The organism is Flavobacterium sp. (assembly GCF_027484705.1).
Taxonomy (GTDB): Bacteria; Bacteroidota; Bacteroidia; order Flavobacteriales; family Flavobacteriaceae; genus Flavobacterium.
In genome coordinates, this window is the sequence record NZ_JAIXSL010000003.1 from 22,541 (window position 1) to 45,373 (window position 22,833).

The following is a 22,833-nucleotide window of genomic DNA, read 5'->3' on the forward strand; positions in this document are numbered from 1 at the left end:
ATGAATATCATCCTTTGAAAGCTTTTCCCTGATTATCTTTGTGTTATGAAGCATATAAAAAAAATAATATACCCGCTCGTTGTTATTTCCTTTTTGGCCTGCAAGGATAAAGAGCAATCCGTAAAACCAGTCTGGCAGGCGGTTTCCGAATCGGTTTATGCGTCGGGCCTTGTAAAAAGCAAAAACCAATACGAAGCTTTTGCTCCGGCCAACGGAATTGTTGATTCGATTTACGTTACAGAAGGAGATATCGTAAAAAAAGGCAGTCTAATCCTTTCCATAGCCTCTAAAGTGCAACAGCTCAATCAGGAAAATGCTGAACTCACTGCGGCTTTTCAGGATTTACACGCCAATGAAGGCAAATTGAAGGAAGCCAAAATATTGATTGATGTTTCCCGCAACAAAATGCGCAATGATTCGCTGATGTATTCCAGACAGAAAAACCTTTGGCAGCAACAGATCGGCTCAAAAGTGGAAATGGAACAGAAAGAGCTGGCTTATCAAAACTCGAAGGCCAATTATTTTTCCGCAGTTGTACGCTACAACGATCTCAAACGGCAATTAAATTTTAACGCCTCGCAGTCTAAGAAAAACGTATCGATATCGAGCCATCTTGCTGACGATTTCATATTGAGAAGCGAAATGGACGGCATGGTGTACAGCCTCAACAAAGAAAAAGGAGAGATTGTCAGCGCGCAGACTCCATTGGCGGTTATTGGCGATGCCAAAAATTTTATTCTCGAAATGCAGGTCGATGAGTACGATATCATCAAGGTTCGCAAAGGACAAACAGTGTTGGTGACTTTAGACAGTTATCAGGGAAAAGTTTTCGAGGCGGTCGTCACCAAAATCAATCCGCTGATGAACCCACAAAGCAGGACTTTTCTGGTCGAAGCCACCTTTATAAAAACGCCGGCGCAGCTCTATCCGAACATTTCTTTTGAGGCCAACATCGTATTGGCATCCAAAAAGAAAGCGCTGCTGGTTCCGAGGAATTATGTGCTCAACGATTCGGTCGTTTTCAAAAGCAACGGCGACAAGGTTTTGGTGAAAACCGGACTTAAAGATTACCAAAAAATAGAAATTTTATCAGGGATTACCGAAGCCGACGAATTGATCCTACCGACACCATGAAATATAAACTGTTAGCCAGCATTTCCATTTCATTAGTGATGGCGCGATGGAAACAAACCCTCGTTGCGGCTATAGGCGTTACGTTTAGCATCACCATGTTTATAGCATTACTAAGTTTCATGTCGGGGTTAAACGATATGCTTGATGGGCTCATTCTCAACCGCACGGCGCACATCCGTTTGTATAAGGAAATCAAGCCTTCGCCAATCCAACCGATTGACCAATCAGCCCAATTTAAAGACCACCACAACTTCATCAATTCGGTCAAACCCAAAGAGGAACGTCCGGAATTGTATGATGCAGCTGGGATGATGGCTGCTTTAAAAAAGGATTCAAATGTCTTAGGTGTGGCACCAAAAATAACGGCTCAGGTGTTTTATAATGTGGGCATGCTCGACATCAACGGCGTCATTAATGGCATTGATGTCGAAGCGGAAAACCAGTTGTTTCAATTTAAAGATTACGTAGTCGCCGGCCATGATATTGATCTTAAGAATACCCCAAACAGCATCATTCTCGGCACAGGTATCGCAGCGAAAATGCTCGTGCAGCTTGGCGATGTGATTCAGGTCACGACTTCCAAAGGCGAACGCGTTTCGTTAAAAGTCGTTGGTTATTTTCAATCGGGAATCCGCGATCTCGACGATGTGCAGAGTTATTGCTCGATCAATACCACACGACGGTTGTTGGGCGTATCATCCAATTACATCACCGATTTACAGATCAAACTTAAAGATATTTCGCTCGCGCCAGCCAAGTCAAAGGAATATGCGAAGTTATTTAAGGTTGATGCGATTGATATTCAGACGGCGAATGCGCAATTTGAAACCGGCAGTTTCGTCAGAACGCTCATCTCGTATTCGGTTGGAATTACGTTGCTGATCGTGGCCGGATTCGGGATTTACAACATCCTGAACATGATGATTTATGAAAAAATGGATTCGATTGCGATACTGAAAGCCACCGGATTTTCAGGAAATGATGTCAAGGCTATTTTTATCATCATCGCTTCCACTATTGGCATTGTTGGCGGTCTGTTCGGTTTGCTTTTCGGTTTGGGTCTTTCGGTCATTATCGATCATATACCGTTCAATACCGCGTCGTTGCCGTCAATCAAAACCTATCCGATCAATTATAATCCGAGAATCTATTTCATCGGCCTCTCGTTTTCGATAGCAACTACTTATCTGGCCGGCTACTTTCCTTCCAGAAAAGCAAGCAAAATAGATCCGGTCATCATCATCAGAGGAAAATAAAATGGACAGCACGATACTTAAGGCCGATAAAATCTCAAAATACTTTCACGATCCGGTTTCTGTTCAGGTGCTGAAGGAAATCTCTTTTGAAATCCATAAAGGCGAATTTGTTTCGGTCATTGGTAAGTCTGGTTGCGGAAAATCTACTTTGCTATATATTCTGTCAACCATGGACACCGACTACGAAGGTTCCTTATGGATTGATGGCGAATTGATGCGCGACAAGAAAGAAGCGGAACTCGCCAAAGTCAGGAATGAAAAAATTGGGTTTGTGTTCCAATTCCATTATTTGCTCAATGAATTTTCCGTGTTGAAAAATGTGATGCTTCCTGGATTGAAGTTGGGCGCTCGTTCGGAAAAAGAATTGGAACATCAGGCTTATGAAAAACTTAAAATTTTAGGTATCGAAACCGAAGCGCTTAAAAATCCCAACCAACTTTCCGGAGGTCAAAAACAGCGCGTGGCGATTGCCCGGGCATTAATCAATGATCCCATTATTATTATGGCCGATGAGCCGACAGGAAATCTTGATAAAAAAAATGGGGAAACGGTCTTCGGTATTTTTCAGGAACTGAGTTCAGTTTACCAGCAATCACTGTTGATTGTAACACATGATAATGAGTTTGCCAAACGCACCAACCGGATTATTGAGATGGAAGACGGTAAGATTATCAGGATGTAAAAAATCGATGGTGGGCCATACTGGATTCGAACCAGTGACTTCTACCTTGTCGAGGTAGCACTCTGAACCGCTGAGTTAATAGCCCTGTACTTAAACGAAAAAAGCAAGTCTGATGACTTGCTTTTTGTGGGCGATGAGGGATTCGAACCCCCGACCCTCTGGGTGTAAACCAGATGCTCTGAACCAACTGAGCTAATCGCCCTGATTGCGTGTGCAAATATAAGCCAGTTTTTTATATATGCAAACAAATTTCTAATTTATTATAAAATTTCTGCAACAACGAAAGTACTGCCGCCAACATAAATAAAATCGGAAGCCGAAGTGTGTTTTAAAGCCGCTTGGTAAGCGGCTGAAACTGAGGTGTAAATCGCTCCTTCAAGTCCGTAGCCAGCTGCTTTTTCTTTTAAAATTAAAGTATCAAGCCCGCGTGGAATATTTGGTTTGCAGAAATAATAATTCGCATTTTTTGGGAATATCGGAAGAATTTCATCCAAATCTTTGTCATTCACCACGCCAAGAACGATATGCAATTGGTCATATTCTTCATGAAGCACTTGTTCCATCACTGATTGGAGTCCTGCGGCGTTGTGTGCCGTGTCGCAAATCACTTTCGGATGTTCGCCTAGCTGTTGCCACCTTCCGAGCAAGCCTGTGTTGTCAATCACATTCAAAAACCCTTTTTTGATTTGATTCTCGGTAATAGTGAATTTTCCTTGCGATTGCAAAACACGAATCGCCTGCCACACCGTTTTTTTATTGTGTTTCTGGTAATTTCCGAGTAATGCTGATGGATATTCTTCATGGATTAAATCAGAAGCATAATAAATAGGAGCATCCATTTCCGTTGCTTTAGCGTCAAATACGGGTTTAGTTTCAGCGGTATATTCCCCAATAACAATAGGGATATTCCTTTTGATAATACCCGCCTTTTCTGCTGCAATCAAAGCTAAAGTATTTCCTAAAAACGCTGTATGATCGAACCCGATATTCGTAACGACCGACAACAAAGGCGTAATGATGTTGGTGGAATCGAGTCTGCCGCCCATGCCGGTTTCAATGATGGCGATGTCAACATTTCTTTCCTTGAAATATTCAAACGCCAAACCGACGCTCATTTCAAAAAAACTGAGTTCGTGGCTTTCAAAAAAATCACGGTGTTGCTTTACAAAATCCACGACGAATGCTTCCGAAATCATTTCACTATCAATCTTAATGCGTTCGCGAAAATCTTTGAGGTGCGGCGAAGTATAAAGACCGGTTTTATAACCCGCTTCCTGGAGTATCGAAGCGAGCAAGTGCGATGTGGAACCTTTTCCATTGGTGCCTGCCACGTGAATGCATTTGAGGTTTTTTTCAGGATTCCCGAGATAATCCGTGAGTAAAATCGTATTGGTCAAATCCTTTTTATAAGCGACCGCACCCTGCATCTGATACATCGGCAATTGCTTAAACATCCAGTGAACGGTGTCGTGATAGTTCATTACTTTTTAATAAATAAATTTTTATGTAAAATATTTTCTTCTTTTTTTAGTTTAATATTGTGAAGTCGGCATAGTCGATACAAAGTTGAAATTATTTTATCAAAAAAGTCAAAAAAACAAACAAATATGATGATCCCCTTTTTGCAGATTCAAGCCGATACTTTAGCGCAAGCTACCGCTGAAGTGGCTCAAAATACACCGCTCAATACAGAAGTTTCCGTTTTGGAATTTATTTTTAAAGGCGGATTTTTCCTGATTCCGATTGTCATCCTGTTTGTTTATACGCTCTACCTAATTTTCGAAAGATTTTTATTCATCAGCAAAGCGGCAAAAATCGACAACCATTTGATTAAAGATGTCCGAAACAGCCTCAACGCCGGAAGCCTTGATATGGCGCACGCCGCAGCAGATCGAAGTGGAAATGCCCAAGGAAACGTATTAAAAGAAGGAATCCTAACTATAGGAAGGCCTATCACCGAAATCGAATCGAACATGGAACGCGCCGCGAATATCGAAATCGGCGAAATGGAAAAGAAATTAGGACAACTCGGTTTGATTGCCGGGATTGCCCCGACCTTAGGATTCGTAGGTACGATTTCAGGAGTAATCAAAATCTTTTATAGTATTTCGGTGACCGAAGACATCAGTATCGGAAACATCTCCGGAGGATTGTATGAGAAAATGATCAGCAGTGGAGCCGGTTTGATTGTTGGAATTATCGCTTATGCGGCTTACCACTTATTCAACGGGCGTATCGATGCTTTTTCGCTCGCGATTCAGAAACAAGTATTAGAATTTGTAAACATCATCCAAAGACCGAATCATGGCGATAAGACGAAATAAAAGATTCCATGCCGAAGTAGCGACTTCATCGTTGAGCGACATCATGTTTTTCCTGCTGTTGTTCTTCCTGATCATTTCGACTTTGGCCAACCCGAACGTGATTCGGATGACTTTACCCAAATCGAAAACCAACGAGAAAACAAACAAGCAACTGATTACTTTGTCGGTTACGGAAGAAAAACGTTTTTTTCTGGATAAGGATGAAGTGCCGTTTGAAAAACTCGAAGCCTCGTTGCTAGCAAAAATAGATCCGGCGAAAGACCAAACGGTGGTCGTCAGGATTCCATTCAATATGCAGGTTCAGGATTTGGTCGATGTGCTTCAGATCGGCGTTAAGAACAAACTCAAATTTGTAATTGCGACAAGTCCGAAATAAATAAGATTCTTAAAAATATTTTAGCCCTGAACTCACTAATTAATAGTTGTGAATTCAGGGCTAATTTTTTTGTGCTAGATATTAATCTTGAAAACCAGCTTTGTTTTTTAATTCAAACTGAAGCTGTAAATAATCAATCCGACTTGAGTTTCAGGAGCATTGTTATCAGCTTCCCAACGCGTGCGCATCGCAGCATTTTTGGCTTCTTCCAAAAGACATTTTGCAGCATTGGTCGTGCCTCTTACGCCAGGTTTGGCGGCCATGACATTACCTGATTTATCGACAGTAATCTGAACCGCTACTTTCCCTTCTTCGTTACAAGTATAATTCGGCACAGGTTTGCTTAAGGCTTTTCTACTGCCTAAGAAATAACCCGGACCTTTGCCGTTTCCGGAGCCACTGCCACTTCCTGAGCCGTTTCCGCTACCAGAACCGCTTCCGTTTCCAGAACCGGAACCTGTGCCAGAGCCTGAGCCCGAACCGCTTCCGCTATAACCGCTTGAGGATAAACTGCCGTCTGGTCTTCCTTTGTTGCCGCCGGTTTTGTCGTTGCCATCGCCGCCTTTGTTAGAGTTCAATAAATTGGCAAGCGCATCATTCGTGTTTTTGGACACTTTAGGTTTTTCGACGACGACTGGTTTGGTAACCACTTTTTCAACGACCGGCGTAGGTTTTTTTACTTTTTCATTTTTAGGCATCGCAATCACATCTTCTTCCGCATCGTCGGCAGTAATGATATTGTCTTCTTTGGACGCTGTAGCTGTAGGCGCTTGTTTGGCTTCGTCTTTTACGTTGAGCACTTCGCTTTTGTAATTCTCGCCTAGGCCGTAATCGCTGTCGCCAAAATTCATCTCGATGCCACCACCGCCACCGCCACCTAATAAATTAAGATTCGCTGGAGGCCAAAAACGGACAAAAAACAAGATGAGTAGGAGTAAGGCCAGAGTTAAAATGGTCAGTCCGACGGATTTTTGTTGGTCTTTATTAAGCGATATGTCCATAATGCTGTGTTTTTTTGTTGAATCCAATATCTTTAAAAACGAATAAATATACTAAAAATTGTTTTCTACAAACAGTTCAAATGCTTATACCAGTTGTTTCAGCGCAATTTCAAAAGCGGTCGCGCTGATATTGGTTTTCGACGCATTGAGTTCGTGCGCTTTTTGGATGGCGTTCTTAATGATGTTTGATGTATCGGCAAAAATCGCCTCATCGGTCATCTGCACTTTCTTTTCCATGAAATAGGCGAAGACACGCGCCATACCACAATTCGAAATGAAATCCGGAATCAAGCTGATTTTCTGATCCATCTGCTCCATAATCGAACCGAAGAAGATTTCCTTATCGGCAAACGGAACATTCGCGCCACACGAAATGACTTCCAAACCTGAAGCAATCATATCGTCAATTTGCTGCTGGTTTACCAATCTTGACGCGGCGCATGGCGTGAAAATCTCAGCGCCCAACGACCAGATTTTGGCATTGATTTCCTCAAACGGAATCATATTGAAAGCGACTAATTTGTTGCCGTCTTTATTTAAAAATAAGGTTCTGATTTGCTCGAAAGTGAATCCGTTTTCATTGATGACACCGCCATCACGGTCGATAATCCCAATGACTTTGACGCCCATTTCTGCGAGATAAAACGCTGCGGCCGAACCAACATTCCCAAAACCCTGTACAATCGCTTTTTTGCCTTTTGCGTTGCCACCGTAAATATCATAGTAATGACGCACCGCTTCGGCAACGCCATAACCGGTAATCATATCGGCAACAGTATATTTTCTGGCCACATCAGGAGAGAATTTCGGGTTCTCGATGACTTTCACCACGCCCTGGCGCAATTGCCCGATGCGGTTGATTTTATCGGCTTCGGTAGGTTTGAAATGCCCGTTGAACACGCCTTCCTGCGGATGCCAGACGCCACATTCTTCGGTCATCGGAATGACTTCATGGATTTCATCAACATTGAGGTCGCCGCCGGTGCCGTAATAGCTTTTAAGCAAAGGAGAAACAGCTTTATACCAACGCTGCAACACGCCTTTTTTGCGCGGATCATTCGGATCGAAATTGATACCTGATTTGGCGCCACCAATCGCAGGACCGGAAACAGAGAATTTGACTTCCATGGTTTTGGCGAGCGACAATACTTCGTTGACGTCTAATCCTTTTCGCATTCTGGTTCCACCGCCAGCCGCACCACCGCGTAAGGAATTGATGACGGTCCAGCCTTCAGCTTCGGTTTCGGAATCTTTCCAGTTGAATATAATTTCAGGGGTTTTATCTTCGAATTTCTTGAGTAATTCTTTCATTAAATGTTGCTTTTTGTGCTGCAAATGTAATTTTTTAAAGTAGATAATAAAGCATAGTTTAGCGATAAATTTCCCCCGAACTGTGATCGTGTTTCGCTCCGGTGACGCTACTCAAAACATTGGTTTCATGGCGCAGTTTCAAAACGCCCAGCAATCCAAAAATCAAAGCTTCTTTAAATTCTAAAATTTTAGAGTCCGGAATAATAAGCTCCATTTCCGGCAAGTGGTGTTGCATTCTTGAGATTAAAAAATCATTGTAGGCGCCGCCGCCGGTTACTAAAAGTTTACCGTTTTTTAAAGGCAGTGCTCGTGCAATCTGAAAAGCGACGTGTTCTGTAAACGTGTGCATTTTGTCTTCAATATTGATGGAATACGATTCAATCAAGGGCAAAACGGTTTCTTTTACATATTCAAAACCCAGCGATTTCGGAAACGGTTTTTGGTAGAAATCGAGTTGGTTTAAGGCATCGAATAAATTCAAATGCAATGTTCCCGATTGTGACTTCATACCTTTGTCGTCATAATCAAATCCGAGTTGGTTCGCATAAAAGTTCAACACCGTATTGACAGGTGAAATGTCGAAAGCGATGCGCGTTCCATCATGTTCAAACGAAACATTCGAAAAGCCACCCAGATTGAGGCAATACTCATATTCCGCGAACAAAATCCTGTCGCCAATCGGTACGAGCGGAGCGCCTTGCCCACCAAGTTTTACGTCCTGAACCCTAAAATCACAGACTACAGTTTGTTTGGTGTATTGGGCAATTTCCGGAAGGTTGCCTATCTGCAAAGTGACTCCGTTTTGCGGTTGGTGCAAAATCGTGTGGCCGTGAGAACAAACCGCATCAATATTGGTAAGTTTTTGTTTTTCAATAAAATCGGCAATGATGCTTCCTAATAATCTAGTGTAGTTTTGATTGAGTTCTTGCAGTTGGTTTTGGTTGTAGTTGACTGCTGTTTTGAGTTGCTGCAACCAATTCTCATCATACGCAACGGTTTCGCATTCGAGGATTTTGAAAGCCCATTTTTGATTCTGAATGTGAAACTGCAAGTGTGCCAAATCGACACCGTCAAGCGAAGTGCCGCTCATCACGCCAATGATAGTATAGTGTTCTTTTATCATGGTTTAAAAATACAAAAACCACCGAAAGGATTATTTTAATTTGTAAGTTTGTTTTGTGTTACATTTAAACTGCTGATTGTGAAATCATTCAAATTCTAACTCAAACCTGCCGAATTCTAATTCAAACGAATGATTTTAACGTGTTAATGAGTATGTTTGTTTGTCTGTATAGAATGAATTAAAAAAATCAATATGAAGAACATTACTTATTTCATCAGAAAAAAAATACTATTACTTGGTTTTTTAGTGTTTCCTTTTTTGGGATTCGCGCAACATTTTACGGTTTCTCTGGCCAATATGACAACCACTTCCCATACTTTCGAAGTAGATGTTACATTGACTATTGAAGGGACAACCGGAGTACGATTGGCATCATGTTCTACAGGAATCAATTTTAATCCGGCAATATTAAACGGTGGAACTCCGTGCACAACGATTAATTGTGGATCATGGGCGTTGGTGCCCGGAACCATTGCGCCGGAACTTACTGTTAATGGCGGTTTAAATACGATCACCACCACCACAAGATATCCTTATGGACATTTAAGGATTGTTCAAGTTACAAAAGCCAGCTCACAAGTAGATCTTCTTCCGGGAACGTACCGAATAGGCACGTTTAGATTTACGAATACGACGCCTTGGGCAAGCAATAGCGATGCGGATTTATGGTTGTCACCGACCAACAGCAATCCTAATCCGGGTTCATCGAATACTATTGTAGGTTTTGCTCCGTATGGCTCAGTAAGTCCAATACTTAATGCAACCACAACCACCAGTCCTCATTATGTGAGTGTTGGCTACACGCAAGGAGACCCGTTGCGGGGTTATGTATTGAACAGTAGCCAGCTGGCGACCGTTTCAAACGAATCAGTTTCTGAAATCGTAACGGCTTATCCGAACCCGTTTCAGGATGTTTTCAAACTGAATATGAATACAGTTTCAAGCGAAACTACGATCGTAAAAGTATACGACATGCTTGGAAAGCAAATCGAGCATTTTGATATAGCTCCTAATGAAATTAATGACTTTCAAATCGGACAAAATTACGCTTCCGGATTTTACAACCTGAAAGTGTCGCAAGGTGATAGAAGCCAATCCATACGAATGATAAAGCGGTAATTCGTTTTAATATCAATATAAAAGCATCTGTTCCGCAGGTGCTTTTTGTTTTACGCAAAGTTCGATAACACAAGCAACTTAGACAAAATCTAAAAACACGAAAACGTTTGAAATTTTAACTTTTATATTATACATTTGGAAACCATTAGAAAAACGACCACTTTATTACTTAAAACATGGATTTTAATCTTACCGAAGAACACTTAATGATTCAACAAGCCGCGCGCGATTTTGCTCAAGCAGAATTATTGCCGGGCGTGATAGAAAGAGACGAACATTCCAAATTCCCGACCGAACAGGTCAAGATGATGGCCGACTTAGGCTTTATGGGTATGATGGTCGACCCCAAATACGGAGGTTCCGGTTTGGACAGTATTTCCTATGTTTTGGCGATGACCGAAATCGCAAAAGTGGATGCTTCTGCAGCGGTGATTATGTCAGTGAACAATTCGTTGGTTTGCGCCGGTTTGGAAAAATATTGCAACGAAGAGCAAAAAATGAAATACCTAGTGCCACTGGCCAAAGGCGAAGTCATTGGTGCGTTTTGTTTGTCGGAACCTGAAGCAGGATCGGACGCCACTTCACAAAAAACGACCGCGATTGATAAAGGCGATCATTACCTATTAAACGGTACCAAAAACTGGATTACCAACGGTGCGACGGCATCGACTTATTTAGTGATTGCGCAAACCGACGTAGAGAAAAAACATAAAGGCATCAACGCATTCATCGTAGAAAAAGGCTGGCCAGGATTTGAGGTTGGCCCTAAAGAAAAGAAAATGGGAATCCGCGGTTCTGATACGCATTCTCTTATGTTCACAGATGTGAAAGTCCCTAAAGAAAATAGAATTGGCGCCGATGGTTTCGGATTCAATTTCGCAATGAATGTGTTAAACGGTGGCCGCATCGGAATTGCATCGCAAGCTTTAGGAATTGCCACTGGAGCATACGAATTGGCCTTAAAATATTCACACGAACGCAAAGCTTTCGGAAAGGAAATTTTCAACCACCAAGCAATCGCTTTTAAATTGGCTGATATGTATGTGAAAATCACGGCTGCGAGATTATTGATTATGAAATCCGCCTGCGAAAAAGATGAAGGCAAAGACATTTCCCATTCCGGTGCGATGGCCAAATTATACGCTTCTGAAATTGCTTTGGAAGTCGCCAATGAAGCCGTACAAATTCACGGTGGAAACGGTTACGTAGCCGAATACCACGTAGAACGTATGATGCGCGATTCCAAAATCACTCAAATTTATGAAGGTACTTCTGAAATCCAGAGAATTGTGATTTCCAGAGGTTTGGTTTCGTAATCGATTCCAGTTATAAACAGTAAGCCTTTCTTGCCCACCGTAAGAAAGGCTTTTTTGTATGCGATAATTAAATATATTTACACAAAGAATTACGCCATGTCGGAAGAATTAAAATACTGGTACTTGCGCGATCATAAGTTGTTTTGGACATTAAGCATGTCGCAAATCAAGCAGCTTTGCATCATCACAGGTTTTAAGAAAGCCAAAAAAGGTGAGGTCATATACTTTTCCTCGTCCGATGTGCCGCGGATTTTTCTACTCAAAAAAGGCAACATCAAAATTGTTGCGCTCGATGAAGACGGCAACGAAACCATCAAAGACATCATTCAGAAAGGCGATTTATTCGGCGAACTGACTTTAGAGAATGACAAGAATTCCAACGAATACGCGAAAGCCTTAACCGATGAAGTCGCAATTTGTAGCTTTTTGATGTCGGACTTTGAGGATTTGTTGTTGCGCAATCCGACTTTAGCATTGTCTTATACCAAGTTTGTCGGGCTCAAAATGAAGCGCATCAAAAACAGCTATTCGAACCTGATGTCTAAAGATGCCAAAACCAGATTGTTTCAATTCCTCAAAGACTGGTCCGAAAAAGAAGGAAAAAGAACCGGCAACCAAGTCACGATTGAAAATTATCTGACCCAAAACGACATCGCGCAAATCATCTGTACTTCGCGCCAAACGGCCACGCAAATGCTCAGCGAACTTGAAACTTCGGGTTTGCTGCATTATGCAAGAAAAGAAATTTTGATTCCCGATATCACCAAATTTTAACTTTTTTACCGCTTTTGTAAAACAGCCGACATTTCGATTTTTTATTCCGCTTTACTTTTGTCTCATCAAAGTTTAAAAAAGTAAAAAAATGAAAAAACAAATCTTAATCCTGTTCGTCGCATTAGTATCGGCAACGACTTTTGCACAAAGTGCGTCCAAACGACTCGAACATTTCAATCTTGAAAAAAAAGTAGCCATTCAAGGTTATGATCCCGTAGCTTATTTCAAGCAATCAAAAGCGGTTAAAGGGAAAAAAGAAATCGCCGCTTCTTATGAAGGTGTAATCTACCAATTCTCAACGACCGCCAACAAAGAAACGTTTCTCAAAAATCCGTCAGCTTACGAACCACAATATGGCGGCTGGTGCGCTTATGCGATGGGAAGCAATGCAGAAAAAGTGGAAATCAATCCCGAAACCTTCAAAATCCTCGATGGCAAACTCTATTTGTTCTACAACGCTTATTTCAACAACACCTTGAAAAGCTGGAACAAAGACGAAGGCAATCTCAAAAAGAAAGCCGACGCAAACTGGAAGAAAATCAGCAATTAATCCGTACAAGTATCACCCTCTAACATTCAGAAAAATGAAACATCCCATAGTTACCTTGCTCATCAAACTCACGGCAGTTATAATTTTAGTACAAACTTTATATTTCAAATTCACAGGAGCCGAAGAAAGCGTCTATATTTTCAGCACTTTGGGCGCGGAACCTTTCGGTAGAATTGGTTCAGGCATTGTCGAATTGATCGCCTCGATATTGATACTGATTCCGCGAACCACGTTACTTGGAGCGCTTTTAGGATTGGGAACGATGTTCGGCGCCATCGCATCGCATCTTTTTATTTTGGGCATTGAAGTCAAAAATGATGGCGGCACCTTATTCATTCTTGCCGTAATTACTTTTGTATGTTGCGCTGTTTTAGTATTTCAAAACAAAAATAAAATCCCTGACTTACTGCGTTTTAAAATTTAATTCCTAAATTCATGCCTGAAAACTGAATCCCAGACGAATCCGTATATCAGGTCAAACACCATTTATTATGTTATTCCCTTCCATACACAAAACGCTTGGCGAACTTTCTGATTTGCTCTCGAGACTTTCGCGTGAAGATTATACGAGTTCGTGTTTCGGCCTCAGTGGCGCTACGATTGGTGAACACACGCGGCACATCATCGAAATGTTCCAATGCCTTCAAAACCAATACGGTTCAGACATTGTCAATTACGATTTAAGAAAACGCGATTACACCATACAAACCGATACCGCTTCAGCACAAAACGCCATAGCAGAAGTGTTGCAACAATTAGACAAACCCAACAAAAACCTCGAATTGCAACAAACCATCGAAGGCGAGATGATCAGCCTTACGACCAATTATTACCGCGAACTCGCCTACAATCTCGAGCATTGCATCCACCATCAAGCACTGATTAAAGTAGCCTTATTACAATTGGGAACCGTTGAAGTCGATGACCATTTCGGCGTCGCGCGTTCCACCATCGAATACCGCAAACAATGTGCACAGTAAGTTTCGTCAATTCCGGCGGTAAGATCATCATCACTTCCAACCGCGACGAGCAAGTCATCCGACCGGCACTTGCTCCTCAGAATTACGCCGTCAATAACAAAAACCTCTGTTTCCCAAAAGATCCGAAAGCCGGAGGCACCTGGTTTGCCGTCGATGAAAACGCGAATGTACTCGTACTGCTCAACGGCGCCGCAGAAAAACACCACTGGAATCCGCCGTACCGCAGAAGCCGTGGTCTGATCGCACTTGATTTATTGGGTTCGAATTCCGCCATCGAGACTTGGGAAACCATCGATCTCGATAATGTAGAACCTTTCACGCTCGTCTTATACCAAGATCAAAAACTTTATCAGTTGCGCTGGAATGGCGCCGAAAAGGAAAAACAACATCTTGAGGTTAGCCGAAATTATATCTGGTCTTCGTCGCCTTTATATTCCAAACCCATCCGTGAGCAACGTGCCAAATGGTTCGCCACTTTTCTCGACACCAAGCCTGAAGTCACTGAAAACGAGATGTTTCAATTCCATCGCTATACCGAAAATGACGATTCTGAACACGGCCTGATCATCAATCGCAGCAACAGACTGCAGACACTCAGCATCACGCAAGCCGTGCTCGAACAAAATAAAGTGCGCCTGCACCACCACGACCTTATCGAACAAAGAGATTTTTATAATACCTTTATCCAAATGTGATTTTTGGGCGTGCCCACAAGGGTCAGGCTTTCCGCACTCGCTTTTTCACGCCGAACGCCGGCGCGAAAAGAGCTCAGACAAAGCTGCAATCCTTCACGCAACTCGTAACGCACCATTGACAACCGACAACAATTTGAAACTGTTTCTCCATAAACTGCTCCACTGGGAATACTGGCCGATGCACATCGTCTACATTCCGATTTACTTTTTATGGGCGTATTATGCGCTCAAAGCCCGGACGATTTTCTTTTTCAACGCGGCGAACCCAAGCATCAAAAACGGCGGCTTCATCATGGAATCCAAGCAAGCAATCTACAACCTGATTCCGCAACGCTATTATCCAAAAACCGGTCTTATTCCAGAAAACACAGCATTCGAGCAAGTACTCGAAAAAGTAAACCAACTCGGATTGCAATTTCCCATCATCGCTAAACCCGATATCGGTCTGCGTGGTTCCGCTGTCAAGAAAATCGACAATGAAAACGAACTCAAAGCCTACCACGAAAAAGCCAATTTCGATTATCTCGTGCAGGATCTGATTCCGTTTGCGAACGAAATCGGCGTGTTCTATGTGCGTTATCCGCATGAAAAAACAGGCAAGATTACAGGCATCGTCGGCAAGGAATTTCTAATCGTCACCGGCGACGGGCAATCGACCATCGAAACTTTAATCAAAAAAGATCCGCGTCACGAAATGCAACTTCAGGCGCTTCAGAAAGAATACGGAAACGCTTTGCAAACAGTGCTTCCGAAAGGCGAAAACAAAAATCTCGTGCCATACGGCAACCATATCCGCGGCGCCAAATTCCTCGATTACAGCCACTGGATTTCACCCCAACTTACCGAAGTCATCAACGAGATGTGTCTGCAGATTCCGGGGTTTTATTTCGGCAGGCTTGATTTAATGTACAACTCCATTGAAGAACTCGAACAAGGAAAAAACTTTTCTGTTGTAGAACTAAACGGAGCCGCTAGCGAACCGACACACATTTACGACCCAAAGCATTCTGTGTTTTTTGGTTGGAAAGAATTGATTCGGCACATTCGCTATATGTTCGAAATCAGTGTGGCCAATCATAAAAATGGCGCGCCGTATTTGTCGCACAAGGCTGGCATGAAAGAATATAGAATGCATTTGGAGCAAAGCTATAAAATCCTCAATTTTTAAATGAAAATCATCAAGAACATAGCCGTCGGTTTTTTGGTGAGTTTTCTTGGCTCGATTCCGTTGGGTTATCTGAACGTGATCGGATTCCATTTGTATGAATATGCCGGAATCAAAAGCCTAATCCCGTTTCTGTTTGGTGTAATGACTATAGAAGGAATCGTTATTTATGGCACGCTGATTTTCGCCGACCGTCTGATGCGAAACAAAAAACTGCTCAAATACATCGAAGCCTTTTCCGTGGTTTTTATGTTTGTCCTGGCGTTTACATTCCACAACGGCGCTTTGCATCCGAAAGCACAGCAGCAGATTCTGGAAGAATACCTCAAATATTCGCCTTATGTGATGGGCGTTTTGCTGAGTTGTTTCAACTTTATACAGTTGCCGTTCTGGACCGGTTGGAATTTGTATGTGCTCAACGGCCGTTACATTGACATTAGGAAAGGGCTTAAATTCACTTATATCGCGGGAACTTTGCTGGGCACTTTCGCCGGCATGATGGTTTTGATTTTGTCTTTGGCAAGGCTGACTTTGCAGACAGAATTTTTGAGTAAAAACGTGATGCTTTATATTATTCCCGGCGTTTTTGCTGCGCTTGGAATTTTTCAAGGGATACAGTTTTGGCGAAAATACCGAACAAAAATTAGCTCAAATTCCCCAAAGCGGTAATCAAATTCGCTTTCTTTCGTTGCGAAACCGGTAAAGTACTTTTGTCCGACAATACGACATAACCGCCATCTTTATTGACGAAACTTACCAAATGATTCAAGTTGACGATATGCGAATTGTGGATGCGCTCGAACCCACTGTTGCACAACAATTCCTCAAATTCTTTGAGCGTTTTGGAGAACAACATTTTCTTTCCGCTGGTAAAATAAAGACAAGTGTAATTGCTTTCCGAAGAGCATTTTAGGATGGTCTCAATTTCAAAGATCGAAAGTCCGTCGGAAGTCTGCAACACGATTTTTTTTCTGATTTGCGGTTCGCGTTGGTTGTAGAGAAAATTCTCGATTTTGGCCACCGAATCCTTTTGAGTGCTTTTGAGTGCTTTATCTACGGCTTCGACCAATTCTTCAGAATCTATAGGTTTCAGCAAATAATCGAGCGCGCTGAATTTGATGGCTTTGATGGCGTATTGACTGTAAGCCGTAGTGAAAATCACATGAAAACGAATGCCCTCTTTGAAATGATTTAAGATTTCAAATCCGAGCCCGTCTGACAACTGAATGTCTAAAAATACGAGCTCAGGTTCCAGCGATTTGATTTTTTCAATGCCTTCAGTGACTGATTTCGCGATACCGACGATTTCTAGCGGCTTGCAATGCGTGGCAATTTCCGACTTGAGCGCGGAAATCGATTGGTCTTCATCTTCTATAATTAAAACTTTCATCACCAGATGTTTATTAATGGGATTGTTACTATAACTTTTGTTCCTGAGGCTTTGCCACCCGAAATAAGGTCGATGATTTCGAAGGTCGATGGTCCGATGTCTTTACTGAAAAGCGCAATTCTTTCCGTAGCGATTTCAAGCGCTTTCGATTGGTATTCCTTATGTTTTTGCTTTTTTCCGGATGCTTCGCGGCCGATTCCGTTATCCTCTACATGACATTCGAGTTGGTTTTGATTGATCAGGAAAGAAATTTTCAACAACCCTTTTTTGTTCTTTGGCGCGAGTCCGTGTATGATCGCATTCTCGACAATCGGCTGCAGCAATAGGGTAGGTATCGCAACATCATTGATATTCAGGCGTTCATCAACAAAAAGTTCAAATTCGAATTTGTTTTTATAGCGGATTTTGGTCAGCTCAATATACAGGCGCAGCATTTCAATCTCACTGGCCAGCGCTATGGTTTGGTCGGCATTCTCGAGCAACATGCGCAACAGTTTTGAGAATTTGGAAATGTAAGTACTCGCATTGATCATGTCGCCTTCAGAATAATAACCTTTGATGGTGTTCAGCGCATTGAAGATGAAATGGGGATTCATCTGTTGCCGTAATGCCTTTTGTTCGAGATCGATGGTTTGCCGCTCAAGATGGGCTTTGTCACGCTCGATCTGAATCGTTACTTTTTCCATTTCAAAACGTTTTTGTTGTTGTTGCAAACGGTATTTTATGAAAAAGTAAATCAACAAGCCGAGGATTACAATACCTAAAAAAACAAACCACGGCTGCTGCCAGAAAGGCGCCAGAATTTCAAAGGAAACGGATTCAATCGGACTCTTAATCCCATAACCATTGTTGCAGTAAACACTAAAAGTATATTTTCCCGCGGCGAGCGATCGGTAGTTGATCTGTGATTCTGTAGTGGGCGACCAAGAATCGTTTTGGCCATCGAGTTTATAATAATAGGTGAGGTTGTTCTGATTGATATACGATATCCCGACAAAATTGATGCTCACATCGTTGTTGTCGTAATTGAATTGGTGTTGCGGTTTGTTCGCCATTGTTTTAGAACCGTTCCTTAAATAGGATATCCAACATTTAGGGCGGATTTTTTTGGTATTGATATTCTTGATATTAAAGCTGATCAACCCGGCATCAGTGGCTAAATAAACGATGTTGTCAAGAAAAGCAATGTCGTTGATGCGTTTGTTTTTTAAACCCAGAATGGTATTCAGGTTTTTGATTTTGTATGCGTTGTCCTGAAAAATAACGGCGTTCAAACCATTATTGGTTCCGACCAGATAGTAATCGGGCGCAATTTTTATTAAGGAATTGCATGTGATGCTATTGAGTCCGTTCTTTTTAGAAATATGCTGTACCGACTCCTTATTTTTGATGCAAAAAACACCTTTTGAAGCGGTCGCAACCCATAATGTTTTCGACTCGGAATCAAAATATAAATCCGAAATCGTAGTTTTTATGTTGCCCAATTTCGAACTCCAATCAACCACCGAATCTTTTTTATTATAGCAATATAACCCGTTGTTGGTGCCTATCCAGACGTTGTGATTCGTGTCTTGTGCAAAGACATTTGTTCTTTTTGACAGCAGGAGTTTGTCCTTTAATATTGGTGGATATTGCTTGTTGAGCAGCTTGTTGCTTATTTTAAAAGTGACGTTATATCCAATAAAAAAGTCATCGCCATCAATCAGAATGTCATTGGAGCCAAAACCGTAATTGATGGTGTTCTTTTTAGCGTCAATTTTGAGCACCATTTTTTTTCCGGCGATATACTTGTTCGAACCAAAAAAGCGGATGTTCCTAATCTGATCCGTTTGATGATCCGTAAGAAGGGTGTTTTTTACTAAAGATTTTCCGGGTGATTTGTAATAGTAATTGTTGTTATCACCGCCCAGCCAGATTTCTTTTTGGGCATTGATGCTGATGCAGTTGAGTTTTAACGGATTGGCCTCGTTCATATTATCGACAAAAACCTCAAACGAAGGCACGTAGTAAGCGCCATTTTTTAAAGTGGAAATCCAATAACTGCCTTCAAAATCTTTGGCGATATTGGACACGACTTCATTTTTAAAAAAATGGTTTTTTAGGGTTTGGTTTTCATAAAGGAACAAACCTTTGCGTGTGCAAATCCAGATTTTGTAAGGGTTTTCTACAAACAGCTGTAGGATTTCAATGTCTTCAGCAAGTGTGAGTACGGTACTGATATGATTGTTGTCGTTAACATGGTAGAGGTGGTTTTGCTCGCTAAAATATTGTTCTTTCCCGATGTGAAACATCCGATAGTAATTCGAACAATGAAAATCGGGATTCAGGCTTTTATTTTTCTGATCAAATACGCCTAAAGTGCACAAATAAAAGAGCTTGTTTTTGTTGCCCCAAACCCCAAATAACGAAAAACCGGGATTGCTTTTTTGGATGACTTCGTCTTTTTCGTTGACGATCATAATCGTGCCGTCTTTATAAACGAAATAGCAGTTGTTTTGATTGTCTTCATAGAAATCAATGATTAAGCTCGAGCCTGAAATCTTTTTTACCAATGCCGAATTGAATTCGTTGTAAAGTTTGTTCCGGTAAAGAAAACAGGTTTTTCCGTTGAGCGTCAGAAGCCAGGTGCGGCCTTTGTGGTCTTTTTTCATCTGAAAAATCTCATTGTCCGGCAAACCATTGTCGGTGGTATAACTCGTAAAAGTATGGCTGTCGTATTTGGCTATTCCGGCATCGGTGGTAAACCATAGAAACCCTTTTTCATCGGGATGAATCGAGTAGATCGTTGACGAAGGCAAGCCGTCATTGGTGTTGTAATTAATATAATAAGGATCTTGTGCCACAATAAGATGGCAATACAGAAAAGAAAAAAGTACGAGGAGTTTCTTCACATCAAACATTTGATCAAGTAAATGTAAACAATCTATAAAATATAGACTACAAAACCGGCGTCACTTACAGGGCCATGAAAATCGTTTACCGGTCAAAAAGTGTCAAAAACTAAAGAAATCCTGTCAATTAAATAATAAAAAAAACGCTGACTTTGGATCGAGGTAAATTTCTGGTCTATTTGAATATTGCAGATTTATCGCGTGGCATTTATTTGATGAAAATTACTTCGGATGGAAAAACAACCGTCAAAAAGTTTGTTAAGGACTAGAAAATGAAACCGGTTGAAGCCTTGGTAAAATCGATTATCGCTCCAAAGGCAACAGTTATACATCGATAGCCGACACTTACTCATTTTCTGGCCCAGCCATTTCATTATTTTCTAATTTGGTTGGTGAAAATAAAAGATTAAAACAAAAACGTAACTCGAAATGCACTCTGACTGACATCAATTATTGGTTTATTGTAGTTTTTGAAAGTAATAGTTGGCCCATATTGATGTCGGTAAGTGTATTTTAATTTCAGATTCTGATGAAGCTAAAGCAACGCCTTACTATCGCTGTTTTCTTTCTGGCCTGCCTGCTGCTGTTGAGCCTGGTGTTTGTGTTTTCACTCAATAATTTTCTGGAAATAGCTTCCGCAAAAGGGTTGAGCAAGGAAACGCTAGTACAGTTGCCTGAATGGATGCGCCCTTTATATGAAGGACTTCCAAGTTTTACGACCTTGATTTGTTATTGTTTATTTACGTTCTCTGCCTTTTTATTCCTAAAAGAAAAACGCCCAAAATATAAGGTCATCAGTGTCATTTCATTCGTATTGTTGTTTGTTGTGTTCCTTTTATTCTTTTAATCTTTCCCATGAAATTCTATGGAAAAGCTAAAGTCATTTTTGCACGAATACAACCTCGAAATCTTGCTTTTCGTCATTTATCTTTTAATAGGGATTTTCATATTGTATTGTTTGTTTTAAGTTGGAATGAACTCCGTCTTTAATCGATTTCCGGAGATTATTGTTGGTTTTAGGCAAAATGTTGGTGAAGTATTTTTTGATTATGATTTTAGCGCGGCATACATAGAAGAAGTTAAAATTTTGAAACGGGAGTGTTATATCTTTTGTTTTCTTGATGTTATATCTTTTGTTTTTCTTTTAAAAATTTTATATTTGAACCATATGGCGTAACCGAAAAGCCTTACGAGTAGGAAATCACAAAAAAACTAAAACGACAATGAAAAAAAATGTATTCGCGGGGCTACTATGTCTTGCATTAGGAATGACCATGACCGCTCAGAAATTAGATAAATTTGGAGCTGATCTAGGAAAAAAGAGTTTAATGGGTAAAGAAATCAGAGCTCCTTACACGGATATGTCAAGTTATTTTGGCTATATCAAACCAGGCGCTGCTCCAGATGAAGTAAAAGACGGAAAAAAAATGTATTATGTGTATGTTTGGATTCCTTTAGCGGCACCAGAAATTGGGGTTCGAATGATTTCACCGGTGCCAGATAGCGTAAAACCAGCCGATGGAGATTATCAAACATTAGATTATAAAGCCAATGCTTCGGATACCAAAAACTTTTTTGATACTTGGATTACTTTAGAAAGAGCAGAAGGCGTTCTTAAAATTGAAGATGCAGCAGCCAAAGCAAAATCTGCAAAATGGACTAAAATTGATTCTAACGATGATTCTGGTGAAATGCCCGCTCAGCCTTCAGGAAGCAAATACAATTCTTTAATGCGTATTACCAGCGATACTTCTAATCCGATGAAATCTCTAACGATGGGATTGTACAGAATTGGATTTACCACCTACAAACACGGGGAAGTTCAGGGAAGTTTCTTAGCCCAAATTGGAGCGCCAATCAAATTACCTGGAGTTGCTATAGCGGCAAGCGCTGATCAATTAGCAGCTTCGGTAAAAAAATAATTTTAGATTTTTATTTCGTTTTACGACGTTAAAAATTGTTGATTCTCAAAGTTTTTGCAGTTTTTAATGAAGTTGAAAAAAGCATCTCACTCGAGATGCTTTTTTTTGTTATTTTTACAAAAAAAACTTTGAAGAATATTATTGTCACAGGCACTTCTAGAGGAATCGGTTATGCGTTAGCATTGCAATTTGGGAATGCCGGCCATCAGGTTTTAGCGATTTCGAGAAAGACGCCAAAAGAACTCTTAGAGCATCCAAATATCACTTGCCTTTCCGTAGATTTATCGCAAGAAAATGAGATGATTCCCATTGAAAAGTTTCTTTCTTCCACTTGGGAAAAAGTAGATGCCATCATTCACAATGCCGGAGCCTTACTCTTAAAACCATTCGAAAACACTTCACGGCAGGATTTTGAAAATATTTACAACGTCAATGTTTTTGCAGTGGCTAATCTCACGCAAATCGCATTGCCTTATATGTCAAAAGGAAGTCATGTGGTCACAATCAGTTCCATGGGTGGCATTCAGGGAAGCATGAAATTTGCCGGACTTGCGGCCTATTCCTCAAGCAAAGGCGCGGTGATTACTTTATCGGAATTGCTCGCCGAAGAATATAAAGAACGCGGAATTGCTTTCAATGTGTTGGCTTTAGGTTCTGTACAGACCGAAATGTTGGCGGAAGCTTTTCCGGGCTACGAGGCGCCGCTTACCGCTATTGAAATGGCAGCATACATTTATAATTTTGCCTTAACCGGACATCAGTTTTATAATGGGAAAGTATTACAGGTTTCTTCCACAACGCCTTAAATTTGTCAATAAGTTGCG

24 protein-coding genes and 2 tRNA genes are annotated in these 22,833 nt (G+C 41.2%); 18 read left to right on the forward strand and 8 right to left on the reverse strand.

What is annotated here, in order from left to right:
• Positions 1-45 precede the first annotated feature (45 nt).
• The 3 genes from Q0058_RS00455 to Q0058_RS00465 are packed head-to-tail and all read left to right on the forward strand — an operon-like array spanning position 46 to position 3,072.
• On the forward strand, positions 46-1,134 hold the full coding sequence (locus Q0058_RS00455; RefSeq protein WP_298220575.1) for an efflux RND transporter periplasmic adaptor subunit: 1,089 nt from the start codon (positions 46-48) through the stop codon (positions 1,132-1,134).
• Entirely contained in the window at positions 1,131-2,390 is a 1,260-nt protein-coding gene (locus Q0058_RS00460; protein ID WP_298220577.1) for an FtsX-like permease family protein, read from the forward strand. Before Q0058_RS00455 ends, Q0058_RS00460 begins: the two co-directional genes overlap by 4 nt.
• A 1-nt stretch (position 2,391) precedes the next feature.
• Entirely contained in the window at positions 2,392-3,072 is a 681-nt protein-coding gene (locus Q0058_RS00465; RefSeq protein WP_298220579.1) for an ABC transporter ATP-binding protein, read from the forward strand.
• Between the two features lie 8 nt (positions 3,073-3,080).
• Here Q0058_RS00465 and Q0058_RS00470 read toward each other — a convergent pair.
• From Q0058_RS00470 to Q0058_RS00480, 3 genes are all read right to left on the reverse strand, one after another.
• A tRNA-Val gene (locus tag Q0058_RS00470) sits at positions 3,081-3,157 on the reverse strand.
• 42 nt (positions 3,158-3,199) lie between these two features.
• Positions 3,200-3,274 (reverse strand) — tRNA-Val (locus Q0058_RS00475).
• A gap of 58 nt (positions 3,275-3,332) precedes the next feature.
• Positions 3,333-4,553, reverse strand: a complete 1,221-nt coding sequence (locus Q0058_RS00480) for a Mur ligase family protein (protein WP_298220581.1) — start codon at positions 4,551-4,553, stop codon at positions 3,333-3,335.
• 129 nt (positions 4,554-4,682) lie between these two features.
• Here Q0058_RS00480 and Q0058_RS00485 point away from each other — a divergent pair, with 129 nt between their 5' ends.
• Both Q0058_RS00485 and Q0058_RS00490 read left to right on the forward strand, forming a co-directional pair.
• A complete protein-coding gene (locus tag Q0058_RS00485; RefSeq protein ID WP_298220731.1) occupies positions 4,683-5,396 on the forward strand; it encodes a MotA/TolQ/ExbB proton channel family protein in 714 nt (237 codons plus the stop codon).
• Positions 5,377-5,772 (forward strand): biopolymer transporter ExbD, encoded by a 396-nt coding sequence (locus tag Q0058_RS00490; RefSeq protein WP_298220582.1) that lies wholly within the window; start codon positions 5,377-5,379, stop codon positions 5,770-5,772. The genes Q0058_RS00485 and Q0058_RS00490 overlap by 20 nt, the downstream gene beginning before the upstream one ends.
• A gap of 107 nt (positions 5,773-5,879) precedes the next feature.
• Here the strand turns inward: Q0058_RS00490 and Q0058_RS00495 are convergent, their stop codons facing one another.
• The 3 genes from Q0058_RS00495 to Q0058_RS00505 all read right to left on the reverse strand — a co-directional run bounded on the left by Q0058_RS00495 (position 5,880) and on the right by Q0058_RS00505 (position 9,207).
• Complete coding sequence (locus Q0058_RS00495; protein ID WP_298220584.1) at positions 5,880-6,773, reverse strand: energy transducer TonB; 894 nt, start codon at positions 6,771-6,773, stop codon at positions 5,880-5,882.
• An 84-nt stretch (positions 6,774-6,857) separates the two neighbouring features.
• Positions 6,858-8,084 carry a Glu/Leu/Phe/Val dehydrogenase dimerization domain-containing protein gene (locus Q0058_RS00500; RefSeq protein ID WP_298220586.1) on the reverse strand — a complete coding sequence of 409 codons (1,227 nt, stop codon included), beginning with the start codon at positions 8,082-8,084 and terminating at the stop codon, positions 6,858-6,860.
• 58 nt (positions 8,085-8,142) lie between these two features.
• A complete protein-coding gene (locus Q0058_RS00505; RefSeq protein ID WP_298220588.1) occupies positions 8,143-9,207 on the reverse strand; it encodes an anhydro-N-acetylmuramic acid kinase in 1,065 nt (354 codons plus the stop codon).
• A 192-nt stretch (positions 9,208-9,399) separates the two neighbouring features.
• Between Q0058_RS00505 and Q0058_RS00510 the strand changes: the two genes are divergently transcribed.
• The 9 genes from Q0058_RS00510 (at position 9,400) to Q0058_RS00550 (ending at position 16,475) form a co-directional block, all read left to right on the forward strand.
• Positions 9,400-10,326: a T9SS type A sorting domain-containing protein gene (locus Q0058_RS00510; protein ID WP_298220589.1), complete on the forward strand. Its 927-nt coding sequence runs from the start codon at positions 9,400-9,402 to the stop codon at positions 10,324-10,326.
• 176 nt (positions 10,327-10,502) lie between these two features.
• A complete protein-coding gene (locus Q0058_RS00515; RefSeq protein ID WP_298220592.1) occupies positions 10,503-11,642 on the forward strand; it encodes an acyl-CoA dehydrogenase family protein in 1,140 nt (379 codons plus the stop codon).
• A gap of 96 nt (positions 11,643-11,738) precedes the next feature.
• On the forward strand, positions 11,739-12,416 hold the full coding sequence (locus Q0058_RS00520) for a Crp/Fnr family transcriptional regulator (RefSeq protein WP_298220594.1): 678 nt from the start codon (positions 11,739-11,741) through the stop codon (positions 12,414-12,416).
• Between the two features lie 88 nt (positions 12,417-12,504).
• Positions 12,505-12,966 carry a YHS domain-containing (seleno)protein gene (locus Q0058_RS00525; protein ID WP_298220596.1) on the forward strand — a complete coding sequence of 154 codons (462 nt, stop codon included), beginning with the start codon at positions 12,505-12,507 and terminating at the stop codon, positions 12,964-12,966.
• Between the two features lie 34 nt (positions 12,967-13,000).
• Positions 13,001-13,390: a DoxX family protein gene (locus Q0058_RS00530; protein ID WP_298220598.1), complete on the forward strand. Its 390-nt coding sequence runs from the start codon at positions 13,001-13,003 to the stop codon at positions 13,388-13,390.
• Between the two features lie 67 nt (positions 13,391-13,457).
• Entirely contained in the window at positions 13,458-13,946 is a 489-nt protein-coding gene (locus Q0058_RS00535) for a DinB family protein (RefSeq protein ID WP_298220600.1), read from the forward strand.
• The gene (locus tag Q0058_RS00540) at positions 13,934-14,641 is read left to right on the forward strand and encodes an NRDE family protein (protein WP_298220602.1); all 708 of its coding nucleotides are present in this window, start codon (positions 13,934-13,936) and stop codon (positions 14,639-14,641) included. Before Q0058_RS00535 ends, Q0058_RS00540 begins: the two co-directional genes overlap by 13 nt.
• 133 nt (positions 14,642-14,774) lie before the next feature.
• Positions 14,775-15,809, forward strand: coding sequence for a D-alanine--D-alanine ligase (locus Q0058_RS00545; RefSeq protein ID WP_298220604.1), 1,035 nt, complete (start codon positions 14,775-14,777; stop codon positions 15,807-15,809).
• Complete coding sequence (locus Q0058_RS00550; RefSeq protein WP_298220606.1) at positions 15,810-16,475, forward strand: hypothetical protein; 666 nt, start codon at positions 15,810-15,812, stop codon at positions 16,473-16,475. It abuts the gene before it with no gap.
• Here Q0058_RS00550 and Q0058_RS00555 read toward each other — a convergent pair.
• Complete coding sequence (locus tag Q0058_RS00555; protein WP_298220608.1) at positions 16,450-17,196, reverse strand: LytTR family DNA-binding domain-containing protein; 747 nt, start codon at positions 17,194-17,196, stop codon at positions 16,450-16,452. The genes Q0058_RS00550 and Q0058_RS00555 overlap by 26 nt on opposite strands.
• Complete coding sequence (locus Q0058_RS00560; protein ID WP_298220610.1) at positions 17,196-20,087, reverse strand: sensor histidine kinase; 2,892 nt, start codon at positions 20,085-20,087, stop codon at positions 17,196-17,198. The genes Q0058_RS00555 and Q0058_RS00560 overlap by 1 nt, the downstream gene beginning before the upstream one ends.
• A 179-nt stretch (positions 20,088-20,266) precedes the next feature.
• On the opposite strand from Q0058_RS00560, the gene Q0058_RS14505 reads away from it, so the two are divergent.
• The 4 genes from Q0058_RS14505 to Q0058_RS00575 all read left to right on the forward strand — a co-directional run bounded on the left by Q0058_RS14505 (position 20,267) and on the right by Q0058_RS00575 (position 22,815).
• Positions 20,267-20,356, forward strand: a complete 90-nt coding sequence (locus tag Q0058_RS14505) for a T9SS type A sorting domain-containing protein (RefSeq protein WP_366869538.1) — start codon at positions 20,267-20,269, stop codon at positions 20,354-20,356.
• A gap of 260 nt (positions 20,357-20,616) precedes the next feature.
• Complete coding sequence (locus tag Q0058_RS00565; RefSeq protein ID WP_298220612.1) at positions 20,617-20,934, forward strand: hypothetical protein; 318 nt, start codon at positions 20,617-20,619, stop codon at positions 20,932-20,934.
• 376 nt (positions 20,935-21,310) lie between these two features.
• A complete protein-coding gene (locus Q0058_RS00570) occupies positions 21,311-22,009 on the forward strand; it encodes a LipL32 family surface lipoprotein (protein ID WP_298220614.1) in 699 nt (232 codons plus the stop codon).
• Between the two features lie 128 nt (positions 22,010-22,137).
• Positions 22,138-22,815 (forward strand): SDR family NAD(P)-dependent oxidoreductase, encoded by a 678-nt coding sequence (locus tag Q0058_RS00575; RefSeq protein WP_298220616.1) that lies wholly within the window; start codon positions 22,138-22,140, stop codon positions 22,813-22,815.
• Positions 22,816-22,833: the final 18 nt, after the last annotated feature.